Origin of the sequence: Pseudomonas sp. HY2-MNA-CIBAN-0224 (genome assembly GCF_040310285.1) — a bacterium.
Taxonomy (GTDB): Bacteria; Pseudomonadota; Gammaproteobacteria; order Pseudomonadales; family Pseudomonadaceae; genus Aquipseudomonas; species Aquipseudomonas helleri.
Genome location: NZ_JBEOPQ010000041.1, coordinates 1 through 21,374 on the forward strand (window position 1 = coordinate 1; position 21,374 = coordinate 21,374).

Annotated in this window: 19 protein-coding genes and 2 pseudogenes; 16 read left to right on the top strand and 5 right to left on the bottom strand. The window is 58.9% G+C overall.

The window, feature by feature from the left end:
• The first annotated feature begins 88 nt into the window (after positions 1–88).
• The gene (gene rarD / locus AAEZ03_RS17540; RefSeq protein WP_350580269.1) at positions 89–976 is read left to right on the top strand and encodes an EamA family transporter RarD; all 888 of its coding nucleotides are present in this window, start codon (positions 89–91) and stop codon (positions 974–976) included.
• Positions 977–1,306: 330 nt separating this feature from the next.
• Positions 1,307–3,484 carry a malate synthase G gene (locus tag AAEZ03_RS17545; RefSeq protein ID WP_350580272.1) on the top strand — a complete coding sequence of 726 codons (2,178 nt, stop codon included), beginning with the start codon at positions 1,307–1,309 and terminating at the stop codon, positions 3,482–3,484.
• A gap of 98 nt (positions 3,485–3,582) precedes the next feature.
• On the opposite strand, the gene AAEZ03_RS17550 is transcribed toward AAEZ03_RS17545, so the two are convergent.
• Entirely contained in the window at positions 3,583–4,023 is a 441-nt protein-coding gene (locus AAEZ03_RS17550) for a response regulator (protein WP_350580275.1), read from the bottom strand.
• A gap of 267 nt (positions 4,024–4,290) precedes the next feature.
• Between AAEZ03_RS17550 and AAEZ03_RS17555 the strand changes: the two genes are divergently transcribed.
• The 8 genes from AAEZ03_RS17555 (at position 4,291) to AAEZ03_RS17590 (ending at position 13,648) form a co-directional block, all read left to right on the top strand.
• Positions 4,291–6,225: a putative nucleotidyltransferase substrate binding domain-containing protein gene (locus tag AAEZ03_RS17555; RefSeq protein ID WP_350580280.1), complete on the top strand. Its 1,935-nt coding sequence runs from the start codon at positions 4,291–4,293 to the stop codon at positions 6,223–6,225.
• Positions 6,222–6,932: a 3'-5' exonuclease gene (locus AAEZ03_RS17560; RefSeq protein WP_278938537.1), complete on the top strand. Its 711-nt coding sequence runs from the start codon at positions 6,222–6,224 to the stop codon at positions 6,930–6,932. The genes AAEZ03_RS17555 and AAEZ03_RS17560 overlap by 4 nt, the downstream gene beginning before the upstream one ends.
• A 225-nt stretch (positions 6,933–7,157) precedes the next feature.
• Positions 7,158–7,676 (top strand): RNA polymerase sigma factor, encoded by a 519-nt coding sequence (locus AAEZ03_RS17565; protein ID WP_123750874.1) that lies wholly within the window; start codon positions 7,158–7,160, stop codon positions 7,674–7,676.
• Entirely contained in the window at positions 7,673–8,647 is a 975-nt protein-coding gene (locus AAEZ03_RS17570; RefSeq protein WP_350580284.1) for a FecR family protein, read from the top strand. Before AAEZ03_RS17565 ends, AAEZ03_RS17570 begins: the two co-directional genes overlap by 4 nt.
• Before the next feature lie 90 nt (positions 8,648–8,737).
• A complete protein-coding gene (locus AAEZ03_RS17575; protein WP_350580286.1) occupies positions 8,738–11,173 on the top strand; it encodes a TonB-dependent siderophore receptor in 2,436 nt (811 codons plus the stop codon).
• 100 nt (positions 11,174–11,273) lie between these two features.
• The gene (locus AAEZ03_RS17580; protein WP_350580289.1) at positions 11,274–12,386 is read left to right on the top strand and encodes a PepSY-associated TM helix domain-containing protein; all 1,113 of its coding nucleotides are present in this window, start codon (positions 11,274–11,276) and stop codon (positions 12,384–12,386) included.
• Complete coding sequence (locus AAEZ03_RS17585; protein WP_088500226.1) at positions 12,383–12,559, top strand: hypothetical protein; 177 nt, start codon at positions 12,383–12,385, stop codon at positions 12,557–12,559. Before AAEZ03_RS17580 ends, AAEZ03_RS17585 begins: the two co-directional genes overlap by 4 nt.
• 123 nt (positions 12,560–12,682) lie before the next feature.
• On the top strand, positions 12,683–13,648 hold the full coding sequence (locus AAEZ03_RS17590; RefSeq protein WP_350580292.1) for an RHS repeat-associated core domain-containing protein: 966 nt from the start codon (positions 12,683–12,685) through the stop codon (positions 13,646–13,648).
• A 17-nt stretch (positions 13,649–13,665) separates the two neighbouring features.
• On the opposite strand, the gene rloA2 is transcribed toward AAEZ03_RS17590, so the two are convergent.
• The gene (rloA2, locus tag AAEZ03_RS17595) at positions 13,666–14,166 is read right to left on the bottom strand and encodes a retropepsin-like aspartic peptidase RloA2 (RefSeq protein WP_350580294.1); all 501 of its coding nucleotides are present in this window, start codon (positions 14,164–14,166) and stop codon (positions 13,666–13,668) included.
• A gap of 247 nt (positions 14,167–14,413) precedes the next feature.
• Here rloA2 and yihG point away from each other — a divergent pair, with 247 nt between their 5' ends.
• Positions 14,414–15,301, top strand: coding sequence for a 1-acylglycerol-3-phosphate O-acyltransferase, YihG family (yihG, locus tag AAEZ03_RS17600; RefSeq protein WP_262123545.1), 888 nt, complete (start codon positions 14,414–14,416; stop codon positions 15,299–15,301).
• A gap of 3 nt (positions 15,302–15,304) precedes the next feature.
• Here yihG and AAEZ03_RS17605 read toward each other — a convergent pair whose 3' ends face one another.
• Positions 15,305–15,880 carry a DUF2780 domain-containing protein gene (locus tag AAEZ03_RS17605; RefSeq protein WP_048372375.1) on the bottom strand — a complete coding sequence of 192 codons (576 nt, stop codon included), beginning with the start codon at positions 15,878–15,880 and terminating at the stop codon, positions 15,305–15,307.
• 276 nt (positions 15,881–16,156) lie between these two features.
• Between AAEZ03_RS17605 and AAEZ03_RS17610 the strand changes: the two genes are divergently transcribed.
• The 4 genes and pseudogenes from AAEZ03_RS17610 (at position 16,157) to AAEZ03_RS17625 (ending at position 18,662) form a co-directional block, all read left to right on the top strand.
• A complete protein-coding gene (locus AAEZ03_RS17610) occupies positions 16,157–16,675 on the top strand; it encodes a sigma factor (protein WP_262123547.1) in 519 nt (172 codons plus the stop codon).
• Positions 16,672–16,992, top strand: a pseudogene (locus AAEZ03_RS17615) (anti-sigma factor); the annotation flags it as partial. The gene AAEZ03_RS17610 and the pseudogene AAEZ03_RS17615, both read left to right, overlap by 4 nt.
• 310 nt (positions 16,993–17,302) lie before the next feature.
• Positions 17,303–17,563, top strand: a complete 261-nt coding sequence (locus AAEZ03_RS17620) for a hypothetical protein (protein WP_019409796.1) — start codon at positions 17,303–17,305, stop codon at positions 17,561–17,563.
• Between the two features lie 91 nt (positions 17,564–17,654).
• Positions 17,655–18,662, top strand: a complete 1,008-nt coding sequence (locus tag AAEZ03_RS17625; protein WP_278938545.1) for an RHS repeat-associated core domain-containing protein — start codon at positions 17,655–17,657, stop codon at positions 18,660–18,662.
• An 89-nt stretch (positions 18,663–18,751) separates the two neighbouring features.
• Here AAEZ03_RS17625 and AAEZ03_RS17630 read toward each other — a convergent pair.
• Positions 18,752–18,865, bottom strand: a pseudogene (locus tag AAEZ03_RS17630) (glutathione-independent formaldehyde dehydrogenase); the annotation flags it as partial.
• A 97-nt stretch (positions 18,866–18,962) separates the two neighbouring features.
• Here AAEZ03_RS17630 and AAEZ03_RS17635 point away from each other — a divergent pair.
• Entirely contained in the window at positions 18,963–20,000 is a 1,038-nt protein-coding gene (locus AAEZ03_RS17635) for an RHS repeat-associated core domain-containing protein (protein ID WP_350580299.1), read from the top strand.
• 105 nt (positions 20,001–20,105) lie between these two features.
• Here the strand turns inward: AAEZ03_RS17635 and fdhA are convergent, their stop codons facing one another.
• Positions 20,106–21,302 carry a formaldehyde dehydrogenase, glutathione-independent gene (gene fdhA, locus AAEZ03_RS17640; RefSeq protein WP_262123550.1) on the bottom strand — a complete coding sequence of 399 codons (1,197 nt, stop codon included), beginning with the start codon at positions 21,300–21,302 and terminating at the stop codon, positions 20,106–20,108.
• Positions 21,303–21,374: the final 72 nt, after the last annotated feature.

The following is a 21,374-nucleotide window of genomic DNA, read 5'->3' on the forward strand; positions in this document are numbered from 1 at the left end:
AGCTTGCCTCGCGATCTTTTGATCGTTTAAAGATCGCGAGGCAAGCTCGCTCCTACAGATCAGTCAGTTACCTAACCAAGGATCCTGCATGCAAGCCGCCAACCCGCGTCGCGGGTACATTCTGGGCCTCAGCGCCTATGTCATCTGGGGCCTGTTCCCACTCTATTTCAAACTGCTGGAAAGCGTGCCCGCCGCCGAGATTATCGTCAGCCGCGTGCTCTGGTCAGCGCTGTTTGGCTCGCTGTTGTTGCTGGTATGGAAGCACCCCGGCTGGTGGCAAGAGCTGCGCGACAACCCCAGACGCCTCGCCGTGCTCAGCGGCAGCGGCCTGTTGATCGCCACTAACTGGCTGACCTATGTGTGGGCGGTGAACAACGACCGCATGCTCGAAGCCAGCCTGGGTTACTACATCAACCCGCTGGTCAACGTGCTGCTCGGGATGTTGCTGCTGGGTGAGCGCCTGCGCCGCCTGCAATGGATTGCCGTGGGCCTGGCCGCCATCGGTGTGGCCGAGCAAGTGTGGCAAGCCGGCAGCCTGCCGTGGGTGTCACTGGTGTTGGCGCTGACCTTTGGCTTTTACGGGCTGATCCGCAAGCAGGCGCCAGTCAAAGCCTTGCCGGGGCTGGTGGTCGAAACCTGGATTCTGGTGCCCATCGCCATCGGCTGGCTGCTGATGCACCCCGAGGCCAACAGTGCCCACGCCGATTTCTGGGCCACCTCACAAGCCTGGCTGCTGGTGGCCGCAGGCCCGGCCACATTAGTCCCCCTGGTGTGCTTCAACGCGGCCACGCGCCACCTGCCCTACACCACCATCGGCTTTATGCAGTACATCGCGCCCACCCTGGTGCTGATTCTTGCCGTGTGGGTGTTTGGCGAACACTTGTCCGAAAGCACCCTTATCGCCTTTATGTTCATTTGGGCGGGCCTTGTGGTGTACAGCATTGACGCCTGGCTGAGCCTGCGCAAAAAAGCCTGACCTGAACCCCGTGGGAGCACGCCCGCTCCCACGGGGTTTTTATGGGCCTGCTTATAAAATTGTGTACTGTTTTTAGAATTATCTGGAACAACCTGCACTTTTCTTGAGAACATCCTGTTCTTCTACGTGACCGATAGCTTAATAAAAGTCGCAGAACGACGTAGTTAGTCTGATTTTCACATCGGCAAATGATCATGTAGTATGCCTCGGCGACCACTACATAATTGGCAACAAGGTCGGTCAATGCGTCTGCTTTACCCCGTATGACCCCGCTGCGGCGGTGTTTTGAGAAGCGCTCCAGGCTTTAAATAACAATGAGTGAGGCAAGCAATGACTGAACACGTTCACGTCGGTGGCCTGCAGGTCGCCAAAGTCCTGTTCGACTTCGTCAACAACGAAGCCATCCCCGGTACCGGCCTCAACGCCGACCAGTTCTGGGCCGGTGCCGATAAGGTCATTCATGACCTGGCCCCCAAGAACAAAGCACTGCTCGCCAAACGCGATGATTTGCAGGCGCGCATCGACGCCTGGCACCAGGCGCAGACCGGTAAGGCCCATGACGCCGTGGCTTACAAAGCCTTCCTACAAGACATTGGGTATCTGCAGCCAGAAGCCGCAGATTTCCAGGCAACGACGCAAAACGTCGATGACGAAATCGCCCGCATGGCTGGCCCACAGTTGGTGGTGCCGGTGATGAATGCGCGCTTTGCCCTCAACGCCTCGAACGCCCGCTGGGGTTCGCTGTACGACGCGTTGTACGGCACCGATGCCATCAGCGAAGCCGATGGCGCCGAAAAGGGCAAAGGCTACAACAAGGTCCGTGGCGACAAGGTGATTGCCTTCGCCCGCGCCTTTCTTGACGAAGCCGCGCCGCTGGCCAACGGTTCGCACGTTGACTCCACGGCTTACGCCATCGTTGACGGCGCCTTGCAGGTCACCCTCAAAGGCGGCGCCAGCAGCGGCCTGCGCGACACCGCGCAACTGATCGGCTACCACGGCTCGGCCACGGCACCGACCGCTGTGCTGCTCAAACACAACGGCCTGCACTTCGAGATCCAGATCGACGCCACCAGCCCGGTCGGCAAAACCGATGCGGCAGGCGTCAAAGACGTGCTGATGGAAGCCGCGCTGACCACCATCATGGACTGCGAAGACTCGGTTGCTGCGGTCGACGCCGATGACAAAGTGGTGATCTACCGCAACTGGCTCGGCCTGATGAAGGGCAACCTGAGCGAGCAAGTGACCAAGGGCGGCGAAACCTTCACCCGCACCATGAACCCGGACCGCGAGTACACCGCGCCCAACGGCGGCACCGTCAGCCTGCATGGCCGTTCGCTGTTGTTCGTGCGTAACGTGGGCCACCTGATGACCATCGACGCGATCCTCGACAAGGACGGCAACGAAGTCCCTGAAGGCATCCTCGACGGCCTGCTGACTAGCCTGGCGGCCATCCATAGTCTCAACGGCAAGGCCTCGCGCAAAAACAGCCGCACCGGTTCGGTGTACATCGTCAAACCGAAAATGCACGGGCCTGACGAAGCCGCCTTCACCAACGAGCTGTTCGGGCGCATCGAAGACGTGCTCAAGCTGCCGCGCAACACGCTCAAAGTCGGGATCATGGACGAAGAGCGCCGCACCACCGTCAACCTCAAGGCGTGCATCAAGGCCGCCAGCGAACGCGTAGTGTTCATCAACACCGGCTTCCTGGACCGTACCGGCGACGAGATCCACACCTCCATGGAAGCCGGGCCGATGGTGCGCAAGGCCGACATGAAAGCCGAGAAGTGGATTTCGGCCTACGAGAACAACAACGTCGACGTGGGTTTGAACACCGGCCTGCAAGGCCGTGCGCAAATCGGCAAAGGCATGTGGGCAATGCCCGACCTGATGGCGGCGATGCTGGAACAGAAAATCGCTCACCCGCTGGCCGGTGCCAACACCGCCTGGGTGCCATCGCCGACCGCCGCGGCCTTGCACGCGCTGCATTACCACAAGGTCGACGTGTTCGCGCGTCAGGCCGAACTGGCCAAGCGCGCCCCGGCCTCGGTGGACGACATCCTGACCATCCCGCTGGCCGTGAACCCGCAGTGGACGCCTGAGCAGATCCAGAACGAACTGGACAACAACTCACAAGGCATTCTGGGTTACGTGGTGCGCTGGATCGATCAGGGCGTGGGCTGTTCGAAAGTGCCGGACATTCACGACGTCGGCTTGATGGAAGACCGTGCAACGCTGCGTATTTCCAGCCAGCACATCGCCAACTGGCTGCGTCACGGCATCGTCAGCGAGACCCAAGTGCTTGAAAGCCTCAAGCGCATGGCCCCGGTGGTTGACCGCCAGAACGCCAACGACGCGCTGTACCGTCCATTGGCACCGAACTTCGACAGCAACATCGCCTTCCAGGCGGCGGTCGAATTGGTGATCGAAGGCACTAAACAGCCAAACGGCTACACCGAGCCGGTGTTGCACCGTCGTCGTCGTGAGTTCAAGGCTAAAAACGGCCTGTAAATGAAACACTGTAGCCGCTGCCGCAGGCTGCGATAAGGGCCGCAGGACCTTCAAGATGTTGGGGTCGCTGCGCAACCCATCGCAGCCTGCGGCAGCGGCTACAGATTCAGTTCTTTTTTGATCAGGTCCAGCAGCTTGGGCGGATCAATGGGCTTGAGCAGAAAGTCCAGCACGTTCAAGTGCATCGCTTCAATCGCGTCCCGTACCTCTGCATCCCCCGACATGATGATGATCGGCAGCTCAGCGCGTTCTGATTCGCGCACCTGGCGGATCAGGTGCAAACCGTCGTGGGGCTCCATGCGCAAATCGGTGAGCATCAGGCCAATCGGCAAGGCTGAATCCAGCAACGCCAGCGCGTGGGTGCCATTGCTGGCGGTTGCGCAGTCAATCCCGTGCAGCGACAGCAGCTCTGCCAACAACTCACGGGCCAGCGGGTCATCTTCGACGATCAACACGCATTGCTCCGCCGGAGCTGGGGCTTGCATCACCTCGCTCAAGAGTTCACGTTCGGCGTCGGTCAGAATGTCGTGTTCGCTCATACCCGTCTCAAAAACTGCCCCCGGTTAAAAACCAAGCGGTTCAGTCAGTTATCCCCCACTGCGATCAATGTGCACCTAGCTAAGCCTATTTCCAAGTAGAGCCGGTCTGAAAAATGTAAAAAGCCCGCACGTTGTCGAAAAACACAGCCGCCAGACAGGTTTCCTAGACTTACGTCCAATGGGCACCCGCGTGCAGACAACCGAGCATGAAGGCCAGCAGGGGCCCGCCCCGTGATAACAACAACGGCTAATCATGCGGTATCGGTAATGAGCAAATCGGATGCGTTTCTCCAGGCAGGTCGAACGGCGGTGTTGCAAAACATCCACGGCACCATGCAGTTCTTGCAGCGGTTCCCGCCCTTTAACCAAATGGAAAACACTCACCTGGCCTTCCTGGTTGAACAGTGCCAACTGCGCTTCTATGGCCCCGGTGACAGCATCATTCGGCCCGAAGACGGCCCGGTCGAGCATTTCTATATCGTCAAACAAGGTCGCGTCATCGGCGAACGCACACACCAGGGCGCCAGCGTGGTCGAAACCACCTTTGAAATCACCGCTGGCGAGTGCTTCCCCCTCGCCGCCCTGCTGGGGGAGCGGGCCACCCGCACAGAACACTTGGCCGCTGAAGACACCTTCTGCCTGCAACTGAACAAAGCCGCGTTTATCAAAGTGTTTGCCCTGTCCGAAGAGTTCCGCGATTTCGCCTTGCGCGGGGTCAGCAGCCTGCTCGACAAGGTCAACCGGCAAGTGCAGCAAAAAGCCGTCGAAACCCTCGGCACCCAATACTCGCTCAACACCCGCTTGGGCGAATTGGCCATGCGCCACCCGGTTACCTGCAGCCCGCAGACCGCCCTGCGCGAAGCCGTGCGCCTGATGCATGAGCAACAAGTGGGCAGCATCGTGATCGTTAACGAACACAAAGCGCCGCTCGGAATCTTCACCCTGCGCGATTTGCGTCAGGTGGTGGCCAATGGCATTGAAGAGTTTGATCAGGCCATCGACGCGCACATGACCGCCGGGCCGTTTTACCTGTCACCCGACCACAGCGCCTTCGACGCTGCCATTGCCATGACCGAACGGCACATCGCCCACGTGTGTCTGGTCAAGGAACAGCGCCTGTGCGGCGTGGTCTCCGAGCGCGACTTGTTCTCGCTGCAACGGGTCGACCTGGTGCACCTGGCCCGCACCATTCGCCATGCGCCCAGGCTGGACACCCTGATCAACCTGCGCGGTGAAATCAGCCAGTTGGTAGAACGCATGCTGGCCCACGGCGCCTCTTCGACCCAGATCACCCACATCATCACCCTGCTCAACGACCACACCGTGTGCCGCGTGATCGAGTTGGTGCTGGCCGAGCGTGGCGACCCCGGCGTGCCGTTCACCTGGCTGTGTTTCGGCAGCGAAGGCCGACGCGAACAAACCCTGCACACCGACCAGGACAACGGCATCTTGTTCGAGGCCAAAGACGCCGCCGAAGCCGCCGAGATTCGCCAGCGTTTGTTGCCCATTGCACAGCAGATCAACCACCACCTGGCGGCCTGCGGCTTCACCCTGTGCAAAGGCAACATCATGGCCGGCAACCCCGAGCTGTGTTTGTCCCGCGCCGAATGGGCCCGACGCTTCAGCGCGTTTATTCGCGAGGCCACGCCGCAAAACCTGTTGGCCTCCAGCATCTACTTCGACCTGCGCGCCGTGTGGGGCGACGAACAAGGTTGCCAGCACCTGCGCCGCACCATCCTCACCCAAGTCGCCGATAACCGTTTGTTCCAACGCATGATGGCCGACAACGCCCTGCGTCATCGCCCGCCCGTGGGGCGCTTTCGCGAGTTTGTGCTGGAGCGCAAAGGCGGCGACAAAGCCACCCTCGACCTCAAGGTGCAGGGCCTCGGCCCGTTCGTTGACGGCGCCCGCCTGTTGGCGCTGGCCCATGGCGTCGAGGCCATCAACACCCTGGAACGCCTGCGCCAGCTCACCACCCTGGGCGTGATCGAGCCGCTGGACGGCGCGGCCTACGAAGAGGCGTATCACTTTATTCAGCAGACCCGCATGCAACAGCATCAACTGCAGACCCGGCAAAATCGCCCGTACTCCAACCGCGTCGACCCCGACCAGTTGAACCAGCTGGACCGCCGTATCCTGCGTGAAGCGCTGCGCCAGGCGCAGCGCCTGCAAAGCAGCCTGGCCCTGCGGTATCAGCTATGAAGCTGTTTTCCTGGCTGCTGCCGCGTAAAGCCCCGACCTTAAGCCTTGCCCAGCAGCAACGTCTGTTGCGCCTGCCCGAGTCTGCCGGGCTGGGCGACCACGCGCTGCGCGCCCAGCGCTGGGTGGTGGTTGACTTGGAAACCAGCGGCCTGAACCTCAATCGCGACCAAGTGTTATCGATTGGCGCGATGGTCATTGAAGACGGCGCCATCGACTTCAGCCAAACCTTTGAGCGGACCTTGTTGCGCACCGACAACCCGCTGAGCCCAAGCGTCTTGCTGCATGGCTTGGGGCCCAGTGCGATTGCCGCCGGCAGCGACCCGGCCGACGCCCTGCTGGACTTTATGGCGTTTGTCGGTGACAGCCCGCTGCTGGCATTCCACGCCCCGTTCGACCAGCACATGCTCACCCGCGCGCTCAAAGACAGCCTGGGTTACCGCTTGCAACATGCCTTTATGGACGTGGCAGCCCTGGCGCCCATGCTCTGCACGCAGCATCAGGGCCGGGATGCCGGGCTGGATCACTGGATCAAGCACTTCAACCTGTATGTCGAAGACCGCCACAACGCCAGCGCCGACGCCCTGGCCACCGCGGAGCTGGCGCTCATCCTGTTCAGCCGCGCCCGCGCCCAAGGCATTGACAGCCCCCAGGCCCTGCAACAGCGCCTCAACCAGTGGCAACGGCGCAAGATCATTCACAACTTTTAAAAGCGCCCTCACCCTAGCCCTCTCCCTCCGGGAGAGGAGACTGACCGCACGCGGACTCAAGATCACCACACATCGGCTCCCTCTCCCTCCGGGAGAGGGTTGGGGTGAGGGCGAGGGCTGCCCGCGATCAAAACCCATCCGATGAGCGTCAATTGCGCCGCCCGTTCCCCTCTGACACAATCGCGAATAATTATCGTTAGTTAAAACTTGCCCTCGGTGCAGCCGTTGTCCTCACTCCAAACCCCTCAGCACGAACTGGTTGGCTCGCTTTACCGCGACCATCGCGTTTGGCTGCTGGCGTGGTTGCGGCGCAATGTGGCGTGCCCGCAGCGCGCCGAGGACTTGAGCCAGGACACCTTCGTGCGCCTGCTGGGCCGCAGCGATCTCAGCGCCCCGCGTGAGCCCCGGGCGTTTCTCGCGGCCATCGCCAAGGGCCTGCTGTTTGACTACTTTCGCCGCGCCGCCCTGGAGCAGGCGTACCTCAACGAACTGACGTTGCTGCCCGAGGCCGAGCAGCCCTCGCCCGAAGAACAACACCTGATCCTCGAAGACCTGAAAGCCATCGACCGCCTGCTCGGCAAGCTGTCGAGCAAGGCCCGTGCGGCGTTCCTGCACAGCCGCCTCGATGGCCTGCCCCATGCCGACATCGCGCAACGCCTGGGCGTGTCGGTGCCGCGTGTGCGTCAGTACCTGGCGCAAGGCATGCGCCAGTGCTACATCGCGCTGTATGGCGAACCCACGTGAGCGCGATCAGTTCCAAACCGGTGTCGGCCCGCGTGCTCGACGCGGCCATTGCCTGGCAACTGTGCCTGGACTGCGGCAATGGCAGCCCGGTGCAACAGGCCGAATTCGACAAGTGGTACGCCGCCAGCGAAGAACACGCCCGCGCCTGGCAACAACTGGGCATGCTCGACCACCGCTTCAGCAGCACCAGCCTGGCGGCACGCAATGCCTTGCGTAACGCCCGCAGCGGGGTGCATCAGCGGGTGCGCAAACTCGGCAGCGGCCTGGCGAGCATTGCGCTGGTGTGCGGGCTGGCCCTGTTCGCGGGCAAAAATTACCTGCCGCTGGACTACTGGATGGCCTACCAACGCACCGCCACCGGCGAGCAGCGCCAGTTGCAACTGGCCGATGGCACGGTGATCAACCTCAACACCCACAGCGCGGTAGATGTGCGCTTTGATGGCGACACCCGGCGCATCATCCTGCAAGCCGGCGAGATCATGGTGCAGACCGGCCACGGCGACCCACGACCCTTTGTCGTGCAAACCCGCGACGGCACCCTGCGGGCCTTGGGCACGCGGTTTATGGTCAAGCGCGAAGACGACGGCACGCGCCTGAGCGTGCTGCAATCACGCGTGGCGGCGCACCCCGAAAACAGCCTTGAGGACGTCATCTTCAGCGCAGGCCAGCAAGTGCTCATGCACCGCGACTCTCTAGGCCAGATGCTCACCGTCACCGCCGGGGCCGATGCCTGGACACGCGGCATGCTGGTGCTCGACAACGTGCGCCTGGCCGACATGGTTGGCGAACTCAATCGCTACCACCGTGGGCACCTGGGCGTTGATCCGCGCGTGGCCGACCTGCGCATCACCGGCAGCTTCCCGCTGGACAACCTCGAGCTGGCGCTCAATGCCCTGCCGCCGATCCTGCCGGTCAAGGTCAAACAGCTCACCCCGTGGTGGATCACCGTCGCCCCGGCGCCAGAAAAATAAATGCAGATTATTTTCAATTAGCCCTATCACTTTTCGCTGCTCGTTCGGCTCCTAGTCATTGAGAACCATTTCCATTCAGGAATCCGCCGAATGTCCCGCACCTTCGATACGTTTTTGCGCCCCAGCCTGTTGACCCTGGCCATTGCCCTCGGCACACCGCTGGCCAGCACCGCGTTAATAGCCGCCGAACAAAACACCACCTCGCGCAGCTACAACCTGCCCGCCGGGCCGTTGGCCGCCACGCTCAACCAGATCGCCAGCCAGGCCAGCCTGACCCTGGCCATCGACCCTGCGCTGCTGGCCGGCAAAACCTCGGCACCCGTGCAGGGCACGTTCGAACCCACCACGGCGCTGCGTGAAGCGTTGCGGGGGACGGGGTTGCAGTTGGTGCCGGGCAGCGCAGGCAGCTACACCCTGATCGCAATCACACAGGGCGCCGTGGCCCTGGAAGCCACCACGATTTCCGCTCAGGGCGGGTACGAAAGTGCTTGGGGGCCAGTCACTGGCTACCTGGCGCAGCGCTCAGCGGCGGGTACTAAAACTGACACCGCGCTGGCAGAAGCCCCACGCTCAATCTCGGTCGCCACGCGTAGCCAGATGCAAGATCGCGCGGCGCAAAACCTCGACGATGCCGTGCGTTACATGCCCGGCGTGACCGCCAGCAGCTATGGCAGCGATAGCCGTTCGGAATGGCTGAAAGTGCGCGGCTTTGAACCCACTCAATTCCTCGACGGCCTGCCGCTGCCCAAAGGTTCCTACACCATGCCCAAGCTTGAAACTTGGGACCTGGAGCGTGTCGCCTTGCTGCGCGGTCCGGCTTCATCGGTGTACGGGCAAACCCCGGCAGGCGGCTTGCTGGACATGGTCAGCCGTCGCCCCGAAGACACCGCCAGCCACGAGGTACAGCTGCAAATCGGCAGCTACCAGCGCAAGCAAATCAGCTTTGACAGCACGGGGCCGATAGATGACGAAGGGCGTTTTCTGTATCGCGTGAGCGGCGTGGTGCGTGACAGCAACACCACCATCGAGCACACCGATGACAAGCGCTACAACATCGCCCCGAGCCTGACGTGGAACATCGACCCGGACACCACGCTGACCTTCCTCAGCCAGTTCAACCGCGATGACACCGGCACCACCAGCCAGTTCTTGCCGATTCAGGGCACGCTGGTGTCCACCCCGGCAGGCAAGGTCAAGCCCCACAAGAACCTGGGTGATCCGGACTGGGAGTTCTACGACAAAACTTACTACGCACTCGGCTATGCCTTTGAACATCGCCTGAACGATGTATGGCAGTTCCGCCAAAACCTGCGTTACACCAAAAGTGACTTGTCCTTTCAGAGCATCACCGCCGGCGGTTACTTTGGTTCGGTGGCCGATGACGGCACCGTCCAGCGCGGGGCCAACATCGTGGACGAAGACATCAGCCAGTTTGCCGTGGACAACAACCTGCAAGCCGACTTCACCACCGGCGCACTCAAGCACACGCTGCTGATCGGCCTTGATCATCAGCGCGTTGATACCAGCTACAAATGGCAATACGGCGTTGCACCGACCAGCAACATCATCAACCCGATCTACGGGCAAGACTTCAGCCACATCAACTACACCGCCTACAACGATTACAACCAGAAAACCCGCGACACCGGCCTGTACCTGCAAGACCAAATGGCGCTGGATAACTGGCGTCTGACCCTGGGCGGGCGTCAAGACTGGCTGCACACCGACACCACCTTCTACAACCAGAACGATGCCCGCGACAAACGCGACAACAGCGCCTTTACCGGCAATGCGGCGCTGAGCTACGTGTTCGACTCGGGGTTCACCCCTTACGTGTCCTATGCCGAGTCGTTCCAGGCCGAACCGGGGGGCTTTGGCGGCAAAGCGTTCAAGCCCGGTACAGGCAAGCAATACGAATTGGGCCTTAAATACCAGCCACCGGGCAGCGAGATGCTCTTCACTGCCGCCGTGTATGACCTGACCCGCAAAAACATCGTACTCAGCGACACCCTTGGCGTGAGCCGCCCCTTGGGTGAAGCCAACGTGCGTGGTCTGGAACTGGAGGCCGTGGGCAACGTCAACGACAACCTGAAACTGACCGCCGCCTACACCTACGCCAACACCAAAATGACCAAAGTATCAGACCCGCTGGACAAAAATCGCCCGCTGCCGCTGACACCCGAACATCAGGCTTCGATCTGGGCTGACTACACCTGGCACAAAGGCGCACTGGAAGGCTTCGGCATTGGTTTCGGGGCGCGTTACATCGGCGAAACCGACAACATCGCCATTGGCAGCAAGGGCTACGTGGCAGACGCCGCTTACGGTCACACAGACGCCTACACCGTGTATGACGCGGCCGTGCATTACGACCTCGGCAAGGTCAGCAAAGCCCTTAAAGGCACCACCGTGTCGGTCAATGCCAATAACGTTTTCGACAAGCAGTACCTGTCAACGTGCGACGGTTTCTACTGCTACTACGGTGACCGCCGCAACATCATGGCCAGTGTTGACTACAAGTGGTAACCCGCTGAACCGGCTTCTGTAGGCGCGGGCTTTCAAAAGATCAAAAGATCGCGAGGCTCGCTCCTACAGGGACAAGGGTGTTTTTACATTTGGGACCTTCATGAAAAGCAAAACCATTCGCCGCTGGTCCTTTATCCACACCTGGACCAGCCTGATTTGCACCGCCTTTTTGCTGATGCTGGCACTCACCGGTTTGCCGTTGATTTTCAGCCATGAAATCGATCACCTGCTGGGCAATGCGCCGCAAGTCCAGACGCTGCCCGAAGGCACGCCACAGCTCGATTTGCAGCAATTGGTGCAGGCCGCCGAGGCGCATCGGCCCGGGGAGGTCATGCAGTATTTCGGCTGGGAAGAAGACGAGCCCAACGCGGTCTACGCCATCATGGCCGCCACCGCAGGCACCGAGCCCAACTCGTCCCACACCTTTATGCTCGACACCCGCACCGGTCAGCCCATTGCCGTACCGTCGGCCAATGGCGGCTTCATGATGGTCATGCTGCGCCTGCACGTGGACATGTTCGCGGGCCTGCCCGGCAAGCTGCTGTTGGCCTTTATGGGCACCCTGTTTGTGCTGGCGATCATCTCTGGCACCGTGCTGTACCTGCCGTTTATGCGGCGCAATGAATTTGCCAGCGTGCGCACCGACAAATCCCGCCGCCTGCGCTGGCTCGACCTGCACAACCTGATCGGCGTGGTGACCCTGACCTGGGCCTTGGTGGTGGGCGTGACCGGGGTGATCAGCGCGTGCGCCGACCTGATCATCGACGCCTGGCGCAACGACAGCCTCAGCGCCATGGTTGAACCCTACCGCAATGCCCCGCCCCTCACCCGGCACGCCCCGGCCACTCACCTGCTGGAGATCGCCAACCAGGCCGCGCCCGGCATGCAACCGGACTTTATCGCCTTCCCCGGCACGCGCTTCTCCAGCGAACACCACTACGCCGTCTTCATGAAAGGCAGCACCCACCTCACCTCACACCTGCTGACACCGGTGTTGATCGACGCCAGTACTCTGGACGTCACCGCCGTCGGCGACCGCCCCTGGTACATGAACGCCATGGGCATGTCCCAGCCCCTGCACTTTGGTGACTACGGCGGCATGCCAATGAAAATACTCTGGGCGGCCCTCGATCTGCTGACCATTATTGTGCTCGGCAGCGGCCTGTACTTGTGGTGGGTACGGCGCAAGGCCAGCAAGGAGAGCGCCCGATGAAGCCGCGCCAATCCAACTTCTGGAAAGTCTTTAGCGTGCCACTGGCGATTGGCCTGGTCAGCGCCACAGGCTTGTTCGCGGCCCTGCTGGGCGAAGGCGCATGGGACGCCCTGAGCTGGATCGGCCTGGGCATCCCGGTGTGGATCAGCGTGCGCGGGCTGCTCAAGCGCTGACCCGTGCGCTACCCAATGGCTTGGCGACCAACGGCACACAAACCTAGCCGTTCTGTCAGTACCGCTCATGGCGTTAACACGCTATCCCTGTCCGCTTATTGAGCAAGCGATACGGTAAAAGCCATGTCAGCGCAAAAGCCCCTGCAACTGCACCAGTACGCCTACGACCCGCTGGACCGTCATGTGAAAACCGGCGCTGAAGACCAAGCCACACACCTGTTTTATTGTCGTCAACGGGTGGCGACTGAAATCACAGGCTATACCCGTGCACAAGTCTTTGAGTCTCAAGAGGCGGTACTGGCTTACCGAACCCATCAGGGCGAGGGACTCACGACGGCTTTGGTCGCCGGGGACGCTAAACGTTCAACGCTGTCGGTTCTGAACCACAGACAGCCTGCATCAGTGGCTTTTACACCTTATGGGCACCAGCCCTTCACGCCAGGCGCACACAGGGTGCCCGGCTTTAATGGCGAACGTGCAGACCCGCTGACCGGGCATTACTTGCTGGGCAATGGCTATCGGGCGTTTAACCCGATACTGATGCGCTTTAACAGCCCAGACCGCTGGAGCCCGTTTGGCAAAGGCGGGTTTAATGCGTATGCGTATTGCGCGGGGGAGCCTGTGAATCGCACGGACCCGACAGGCCATGCATGGGCATTTATCAAGCGAATCAGACGTTTTTTGGGGGTAAAGAAACCACCTCGCTTATCGGTTGAAAGCCCCGTCAATACCGCCGATAAAGCCGTGGATTTGAATAGGGCTTTAAAGCAGGAATTAAAAGACGTGGAAGAGGCGCTCGTCCACTCAAAAAACAATGAGCGCTTCATGGCAATGAAAATGCAAGGCGAACTAAGCAACGCTCAAGATCAGATAGTGGAACTGAAGGCCATTAACTCGGCTTTACTCGAGAAAAACCAGAAGCTCACCCATCAACTTGCCCAGAAAACCGCGCGCGCCAAAATACCTCCACCCCCACCCACAAGGCCCATTGCCACGCTGACGCATCAATCAAACCTCATCCCTGTGACAACCCATCAACTCGACTATCTGGACTTGGCCACCTTAAAAACTGCGGTGCGCAGACTCTGACAGCCTCACCAGGGTACTCAACACCCCGGCTGATCCGCCGTATAGCGGCGCGCCGGGTTCACCGCCGCGCCGAACTCACGCAGCGCTTTGGCCCCGATCAACAGCGGGTAGTTGAAGTTGCTGCGGTCGGTGAGGTTGACCTCTACGGTGCGTTTGACATTGCCCAGGCACATCTCCAGATCCACCACCGGGCGCTTGGCCACGTTGACTTCATCTTTGTCTTCGTCTTCATCAGCGCGGTTTTTGATTGTGCTGATGCGTGACACTTTGTGTTCATACACCTTGCTGCCCGCGTCCGGGGTGGCCAACTGGAAACGTACCCACTCTTCACCGTCCCGGGTAAAAGTCTGAATGTTTTTGGCCGACAGCGACGCCGTCAAGGCGCCAGTGTCCATCTTGGCCTTCAGCGTCTCACCGATTTCCGGCAGCTTGATGTACTCATAACGCCCGTACAGGGTCGGTTCGGCGGCCATCACCGGCAACGCCAATACAGACAACAAGGCTAAAACAGACTTCATGGCGGTCATTTCCTTTTAGGGGTGCGGGTTAGACCCTTTATTTACCATTGGTTCATGTGGGAGCGGGCTTGCTCGCGATTCAGGCAACCCGGTCCGCCTGAAGCAACGTGATGATGCTATCGCGAGCAAGCCCGCTCCCACAGAGGAAAATAGCCTATAGCGCTCGAAACATTTGTTAGCACTCTGATTTGGCGTTCTGCAACACGCTGCTTATCATGGCGGGTCCTTAAATGTTCAAGAGTTACTTATGCGCCGCCTGCTCACCGGCTGTTTGGTCACACTGCTGTTGCTGTGCAACACCCTCATTCTGTTCGGCCCGCTCATGCTGTTCGCGCTGCTCAAGCTGATATCACCGGGTCGGCTGCGCGATTACAACTCGTGGGCCGTGATGTGGATTGCCGAAACCTGGTCCGAGATCGACAAACGCATTTTCGCCCTGTGCCTGCCCACCCGCTGGGACATTCGCGGTGCAGAGAACCTCAGCCGCACCACCTCGTACCTGGTGATCAGCAACCACCAATCGTGGGTTGATATCCCGGCCTTGATGCAAGGCTTGAACCGCCGCACGCCGTTCTTCAAGTTCTTCCTTAAAAAAGAACTGATCTGGGTGCCGTTTCTGGGCCTGGCCTGGTGGGCGCTCGACTACCCCTTCATGAAGCGCTATTCCAAGGCCTTTTTGGCCAAACACCCTGAGCTAAAGGGCCAGGACCTCAAGATCACCCAAGCCGCCTGCGAGCTGTTCAAGCGCCAGCCGGTAACGGTCGTCAATTACCTGGAAGGCACCCGCTTTACCCCGGCCAAACGCGCCCAACAACAATCGCCCTACACCTACCTGCTCAAACCCAAGGCGGGTGGCGTGGCTTTTGTACTGGCGGCAATGGGCCCACAGCTGGACGCCGTGCTCGACGTCACCGTGGTGTATCCACAGGCAAAGATTCCGGGGTTTTGGGCGTTGATCAGTGGGCAAGTGCCCAAAGTGATTGTTGATATCCAGACCCGCGAACTGGATCCGGCCCTGTGCCAGGGTGATTACGAGAACGATCCGGTGTTTCGCGAGCAGATCCAGAGCTGGGTCAACCAGCTCTGGATCAAGAAAGACCAACGCATCAGCACATTGCGGGCTGAGCGCGGCTAATCCTTAGATGCCCCACAGCGTACCCAGGGTGGTCAGCAACGGGCTGGCAACCCCTTGCTGGCCCAGGTACTGAGTGATCACAGGGGCGAATTCCTGGACCATGCTGCTTTTCATGCCCAGCGCCTGGAACGCGCTGTTCAATTGCGATTGGTTGGTCACGTTGCTGACCGCCACTTTGGCATCATTGCTGACCGGGTTGATCTGGCCCACCAGGGCCTGAAGCTGCGGGTTTTTCGCGCTGAACTGGCTCAGTTGAGTCAGGGCACCGGCGCCGGTGACCTTGTTAATACCCGGCACTTGCTGGGTCAAGGCTGCGTAATCATTGGCCGTCAGCTGGTTTTTTGCCAGGCTCAACATCGCCCCCACGCCACCTGCTGCTTGCTCAGGCTTGACGCCCATCTGCTGGGCTTTGGTCAGCAGTTGCAAGGCCTGCACCGACTTGTCAGAGCTGGCGCTGTTGCCACCTTGTACCTGGCCCAAGAGCTGGGTTGCCGCGCCCAGGTCAAACCCTGCTGCAAACACCGGGGTGACCGCTACGCTCATCAATGTTGCCAGTGCTACTGCGCTCAACTTTTTCATCGCATCGACCTCTTCAACCAAAAAGCTGCCCGCCAAGGAGCAGCAAAACTAATACTCAGACTCAACACCGCTGCGGATGTTCCCTACAGCCAGCATTCAGCAAACAGGGCGCAATCTTAATTGAAAACAGGAACGGCGCGGGCATCGCTCTACAGCGAGCCCGCACTTATCAAGACAGGATGATAAAACCGCCAAAAATCAAGTCGGCACATCAGAAAAAAATGATCGGCCACTGCATGGAACAGCCACGAATTTTGGACTAATCTCTCCACGTAAATGGCACATTGCCATCCCCTGATAAATGGGAGAACGGTCATCTTAATCTCCGACGCCGAGTACCTCAAAAAGCTGTTGGCCCAATGTGCATTGGGCAACCGCCGAGCCTTTGAAACGCTGTATCGTAGCGTCGCCCCCCGTCTGCAAAACGTGGCCTTGCAGTGCATCAGCCAGCGTGATCTGGCCGAACACGTGGTGCAAGAAAGCTTCGTGCGCATCTGGCAAAACGCCGCGCAATACGACCCCCATTTGTCAGCCCCTGTGGCCTGGATGATCGCCATCACCCACGACCAGGCGATCGAGCAATTGCGCAGACACCGCGAGCTGCCCGAGGGCGCCCTGCAACAGCCGTCTTGCCTTGAGCAACTGGATGGCATGCAGCGTCAAACCATCACCACCGCTTATTTTCAGGGCCGCAACGCCAAAGAATTAGCCGAGCAATTGGCTGCGCCACTGGGTTCGGTCAAAGTCTGGCTGCGCCGGGGCATGGAACGGCTGCGTGGAGGCCTTGAAGCATGAATTATCAAACCCCCACCCTGCGCCGTGCCCTGGCAGGCGATTACGCCATCGGGCTGATGCCGCCTGCCGCCAGCAAACGCTTTGAACAACTGCTGGTCGATGACGCCGGGTTGCGCGAAGAACTTGCCGCCTGGCAAACCAGCCTCGCCCGCCTGACCGACTCCGCGGGCCAGGACCCGGTGCCCGACCGTGTGTGGCAAGCGATTGTGGCGCGCATTGAACCTCAAGTGGCGGCCAAGCGACCGTTGTTGAGCCGGCTGAACCTTGTTGCCATCGCCTGCGTGGTGGCGGCGGCAGTGGTTGTGCTGGTTGTCTTTTAACCCTCAAAAGATCGCGAGCAAGCTCGCTCCTACAAGGTTTTAGGTTTGCACGGGTTGGAGTCAGGGGCTTATAGTCCGCCGGTCGTCCCAATGGCGACCGGGTTTGGCGACCCGATCAATGAGTGCGGAACGTCTGTTTTTTGCAGGATGATCCGTACCCGCAGAGTTGCTCTATGGCAGCTGTGCGCGGGAGACCTTCGGGTCTGCCGGGTGTCTCGTTGCCGGTTCGCCAACCCGCGTGCAGCTGCCACCTATTTGTTTGGCGACAAGTAGGCGGCAGTCTCATTTACTTCAACGAGACTAAGCCATGAACCAATACATCCCGCTGACCGCAATAGACTGCCTGATCCCCAGCTTGCTGATTGACCGCCAAAGCCCGCCTGACGTACTGCATGCCAATGCGGCGGCGCGCATTCTGGCCGTGACCCAACTGTTCGAAAGCCTCAACCGTTTAGATCTGAGCGCCGCCGACGGCGTAGACCTCAAACACATCACCCAGCCTTGCGCCATTTTGCTGCGCGACGGCTGTGACCTGCTCGACGTACTGGGCCAGCGCTTGCAGGTCTAAACCCTCGCTACCTAGCAGTTCTGCTAGCTATACAGCGTGAAACTCCAGGGGGAAGCTAAACCTTCGTCCGCGCTTTTCCCGGGAGTTCAGCATGAGCAAACAGCGCAAAACCGTCGCCAGCACCTACCTGTACGATCCATTGGACCGGCTGGCAACCAGCAACAGCATTCAACGTTTTTACAACGACACCCGCATCGCCACTGAGGTTGAGGGCGAACGTAAAAGCCGTTTTTTTGAGACCGACTCACAACCCCTCGCATTGCAGCAGCATGGCAGCCTGCCCGGCACCACCTTATTGGCGACCGATCAGCAAACCTCTGTGCTCAATGGCGTTAGCCCTGAGGGCGCCCTGCACGCGCAGGCTTACTCGCCCTTTGGCCATCACCCCATTGGCACCTCACTCAATGGAGCCGGGTTTAACGGCGAACGACCAGAACCGCTGACTGGGCATTATTTGTTGGGCCAGGGGTATCGGGCGTTTAATCCGGTATTGATGCGCTTTAACAGCCCGGACAGTTGGAGCCCGTTTGGGGAGGGGGGGATTAATGCGTATGCGTATTGTGATAATGACCCGGCGAACAAAGTTGACCCAACAGGTCACATACCAGCATTTATAAAATCTCTTTTAAGACCACTAAATTTAATCAGAAGCTCTAAAAAAACAACTGCGCATATAAAAAACCTACAGAACGAAATCAACACAAAAATAGCGCGTCGCGGCATTGACACTCGCGAGGTCGTCCTCCTTCCAAAAAATACAGACGAACTGTCAAGATCACAACTTTTCACGAAAGCCCTAGCTGCCGAAAAAACTGCCGATAAGGCAGCAAAAACGGCAGACCGTCTATATTCTAAAATAGGCTACACCAAAACACACAGAAACGTATTTGATCAAAACACACTATTCAGAGCGAGAGGAACTGAAAAAAACCCAATACCAAATTACAATTCAAACAACCAAAAAAACATGAATTCAAACCTAACAAAAGCAGTAAACGATCTCGATGAAACAGCGATAAATAATTATTTAAGTGCAAAGCAGTATATCGACAAAGCAGTTAACCTAAGTCCCAAAATCACAACAATAAGAACCACTTAAATAATTTTAAAAACACTACTCACACTTAAACCAACACACTCCAAACATCAACATCTAGGGCTACGATTGCAGCCCTAGATTTTTGTATTTCACACGCCACTAAACAAGCGATGCGGATCAATCACAAACTTCTTCGGCACACCCGCATCAAACTCGCCATACCCACGCCGGGCGTCATTAAAGCTGATCACCTCAACACCCAGCTGAGCTGACTCACAACCTAGCTGTTCTGCTAGCTATACAGTGTGCTGCTACCGGGGGAAGCTAAACGTTCGTCCACATTTTTTCCGGGAGTATCGTATGAGTAAAACAAGCAAAAAAGTGGCCAACACCTATCACTACGACCCGTTGAACCGCCTGTCAGCCACCAACAGCATTCAGCGTTTTTACAACAGAAATCGTATCGACACTGAAATTGAAGGCGAACGTAAAAACCGTTTTTTTGAAGTCAACTCACAACCCTTGGCGTTACAACAATCCGGCCACGTCACCACGTTATTGGTAACCGATCAGCAAACATCTGTCGTCAATGGCATTAGCCCCGACGGAAGCTCGACACCACTGGCTTTTACACCCTTTGGTCATCACCCCGTCCACGGCATGTTCGGTCTGTGGGGGTTTAATGGTCAAAGGCCTGAGGCGGTAACCGGGCATTATTTATTGGGCCAAGGTTATCGGGCGTTCAATCCGGTATTAATGCGTTTTAATAGCCCCGACAGTTGGAGTCCGTTTGGCCGAGGTGGCATCAATGCTTATGCGTATTGTCCAGACCCCATCATGATGCAAGACCCCTCAGGGCATTGGTTCAAGTTTGTAAGGAGTCTATGGAAAGGAATAAAACGGTTAAACCCCATGAGAACACCCAAGTCCAAGTTCAAGCCGAGTGCAACGCCCTCTTCTCCATCTAAAGCCAAGGAAGCTTACACGCCCTCGGCGCCGAGCCTGAGTGAAATAAAAGCTAACGCTCCTACCCTAAACACCCCGATAGCGAGTGCTCCTGTAACGCGTGATACCCTCGTGAATGATCTCGCCATCAACACACAAGCGTTGAATAAAATGAGCCATTGGCATGATCGCGGAGTGAAAGCTTTAGCGAGTGTTACACCCTCGACGTCAAAGCAAACAGTGGCGGAAGTTGCTTTTCTTACCGATGGTTTTAAAGCGGCTAAAGACAAATTAACCCAACAACAATATGCCATTCAAGACCGTCTAGGCTTAGCGCCAGCATACGGCCGGGACGATGCACTCCCCACCTTCTCAGACTCAACAGGCTTGTCATCAAAATTTAAAGAGGGCCTGGATACACTGACAATAAACAGAGATGCTATTCGTCTCTGAAATAATTAACTGACGGCTTGCTATATAACCAAACAATCTGCCTTGACCACTTAGGTATTACAACCGTGAGCGGTAGCTGATAAAGCAGCTACCGCTAACACGTCGCTACGCACTAAACAACGTATGCGGATCAATCACAAACTTCTTCGGCACACCCGCATCAAACTCGCCATACCCGCGCGGGGCGTCATTCAAGCTGATCACCTCTACGCCCACAATGTCGGCAATTTTGATGCGATCCCACATGATCGCTTGCATCAGTTGGCGGTTGTATTTCATGACCGGGGTTTGCCCGGTGTGGAAGGTGTGGGATTTGGCCCAGCCCAAACCAAAGCGGATACTCAGGCTGCCCATTTTGGCGGCGGCATCGACAGCGCCCGGGTCTTCGGTGACGTACAGGCCCGGAATACCGATTTTGCCCGCCACCCGCACCACGCCCATCAGTGAGTTGAGCACCGTGGCCGGGGCTTCGTGCTTGACGCCGTCATGGCCGTGGCCACGGGCTTCGAAGCCCACAGCATCGACCGCGCAGTCGACTTCTGGCTCGCCCAGCAACTCGGCGATTTGCTCATGCAGCGGGGTGTCTTTGGACAGGTCAGCAATTTCAAAGCCCTGCGCCTTGGCGTGCGCCAGACGGATCGGGTTAACGTCACCGACAATCACCACCGCCGCACCCAGCAAGCGCGCCGACGCCGCCGCGGCCAGGCCCACCGGGCCAGCACCGGCGATGTACACCGTGCTGCCGGGGCCAACGCCGGCCGTGACCGCGCCGTGGTAGCCGGTGGGCAGGATGTCGGAGAGGCAGGTCAGGTCGCGGATTTTCTCCATGGCGGCGTCGCGGTTCGGCAGTTTGAGCAGGTTGAAATCGGCATACGGCACCAGCACATATTCCGCCTGGCCGCCTACCCAATCGCCCATGTCCACATAGCCATACGCACCGCCGGGACGGGCCGGGTTGACGGTCAGGCACACGCCGGTGTTTTGCTCTTTGCAACTGCGGCAACGCCCGCAGGCCACGTTGAACGGCACCGACACCAGGTCGCCGACTTTCAAATGTTCAACATCACGCCCGGCTTCGATCACCTCGCCGGTGATCTCGTGGCCCAGCACCAGCCCTACTTGCGCCGTGGTGCGACCGCGCACCATGTGCTGGTCAGACCCACAAATATTGGTCGACACCACCCGCAGGATCACCCCGTGATGGATCGGCTTGCCTTGAGGGTTTTGCATCTTGGGAAAAGGAATGTTCTGCACTTCAACCTGGCCATTGCCCAGGTACACCACACCGCGATTGTCAGCCATCGTATTCACCCTTGTTGTTGTTGGAGGTGAAGCAGTTTTAACGTGTCGCTTGCAGCTTAGAGCTTGCCGCTG

Excerpts from the sequence above, each read along its gene's own strand:
- AAEZ03_RS17635 (WP_350580299.1), top strand. The coding sequence starts at position 18,963 with ATGAGTAAAACAAGCAAAAAAGTGGCCAACACCTATCACTACGACCCG.
- AAEZ03_RS17545 (WP_350580272.1), top strand. The coding sequence starts at position 1,307 with ATGACTGAACACGTTCACGTCGGTGGCCTGCAGGTCGCCAAAGTCCTG.
- yihG (WP_262123545.1), top strand. The coding sequence starts at position 14,414 with ATGCGCCGCCTGCTCACCGGCTGTTTGGTCACACTGCTGTTGCTGTGC.
- AAEZ03_RS17580 (WP_350580289.1), top strand. The coding sequence starts at position 11,274 with ATGAAAAGCAAAACCATTCGCCGCTGGTCCTTTATCCACACCTGGACC.
- AAEZ03_RS17550 (WP_350580275.1), bottom strand. The coding sequence starts at position 4,023 with ATGAGCGAACACGACATTCTGACCGACGCCGAACGTGAACTCTTGAGC.
- AAEZ03_RS17555 (WP_350580280.1), top strand. The coding sequence starts at position 4,291 with ATGAGCAAATCGGATGCGTTTCTCCAGGCAGGTCGAACGGCGGTGTTG.
- AAEZ03_RS17625 (WP_278938545.1), top strand. The coding sequence starts at position 17,655 with ATGAGCAAACAGCGCAAAACCGTCGCCAGCACCTACCTGTACGATCCA.
- fdhA (WP_262123550.1), bottom strand. The coding sequence starts at position 21,302 with ATGGCTGACAATCGCGGTGTGGTGTACCTGGGCAATGGCCAGGTTGAA.
- AAEZ03_RS17560 (WP_278938537.1), top strand. The coding sequence starts at position 6,222 with ATGAAGCTGTTTTCCTGGCTGCTGCCGCGTAAAGCCCCGACCTTAAGC.
- AAEZ03_RS17585 (WP_088500226.1), top strand. The coding sequence starts at position 12,383 with ATGAAGCCGCGCCAATCCAACTTCTGGAAAGTCTTTAGCGTGCCACTG.
- AAEZ03_RS17620 (WP_019409796.1), top strand. The coding sequence starts at position 17,303 with ATGAACCAATACATCCCGCTGACCGCAATAGACTGCCTGATCCCCAGC.
- AAEZ03_RS17610 (WP_262123547.1), top strand. The coding sequence starts at position 16,157 with ATGGCACATTGCCATCCCCTGATAAATGGGAGAACGGTCATCTTAATC.
- AAEZ03_RS17590 (WP_350580292.1), top strand. The coding sequence starts at position 12,683 with ATGTCAGCGCAAAAGCCCCTGCAACTGCACCAGTACGCCTACGACCCG.
- AAEZ03_RS17575 (WP_350580286.1), top strand. The coding sequence starts at position 8,738 with ATGTCCCGCACCTTCGATACGTTTTTGCGCCCCAGCCTGTTGACCCTG.
- rloA2 (WP_350580294.1), bottom strand. The coding sequence starts at position 14,166 with ATGAAGTCTGTTTTAGCCTTGTTGTCTGTATTGGCGTTGCCGGTGATG.
- AAEZ03_RS17605 (WP_048372375.1), bottom strand. The coding sequence starts at position 15,880 with ATGAAAAAGTTGAGCGCAGTAGCACTGGCAACATTGATGAGCGTAGCG.
- rarD (WP_350580269.1), top strand. The coding sequence starts at position 89 with ATGCAAGCCGCCAACCCGCGTCGCGGGTACATTCTGGGCCTCAGCGCC.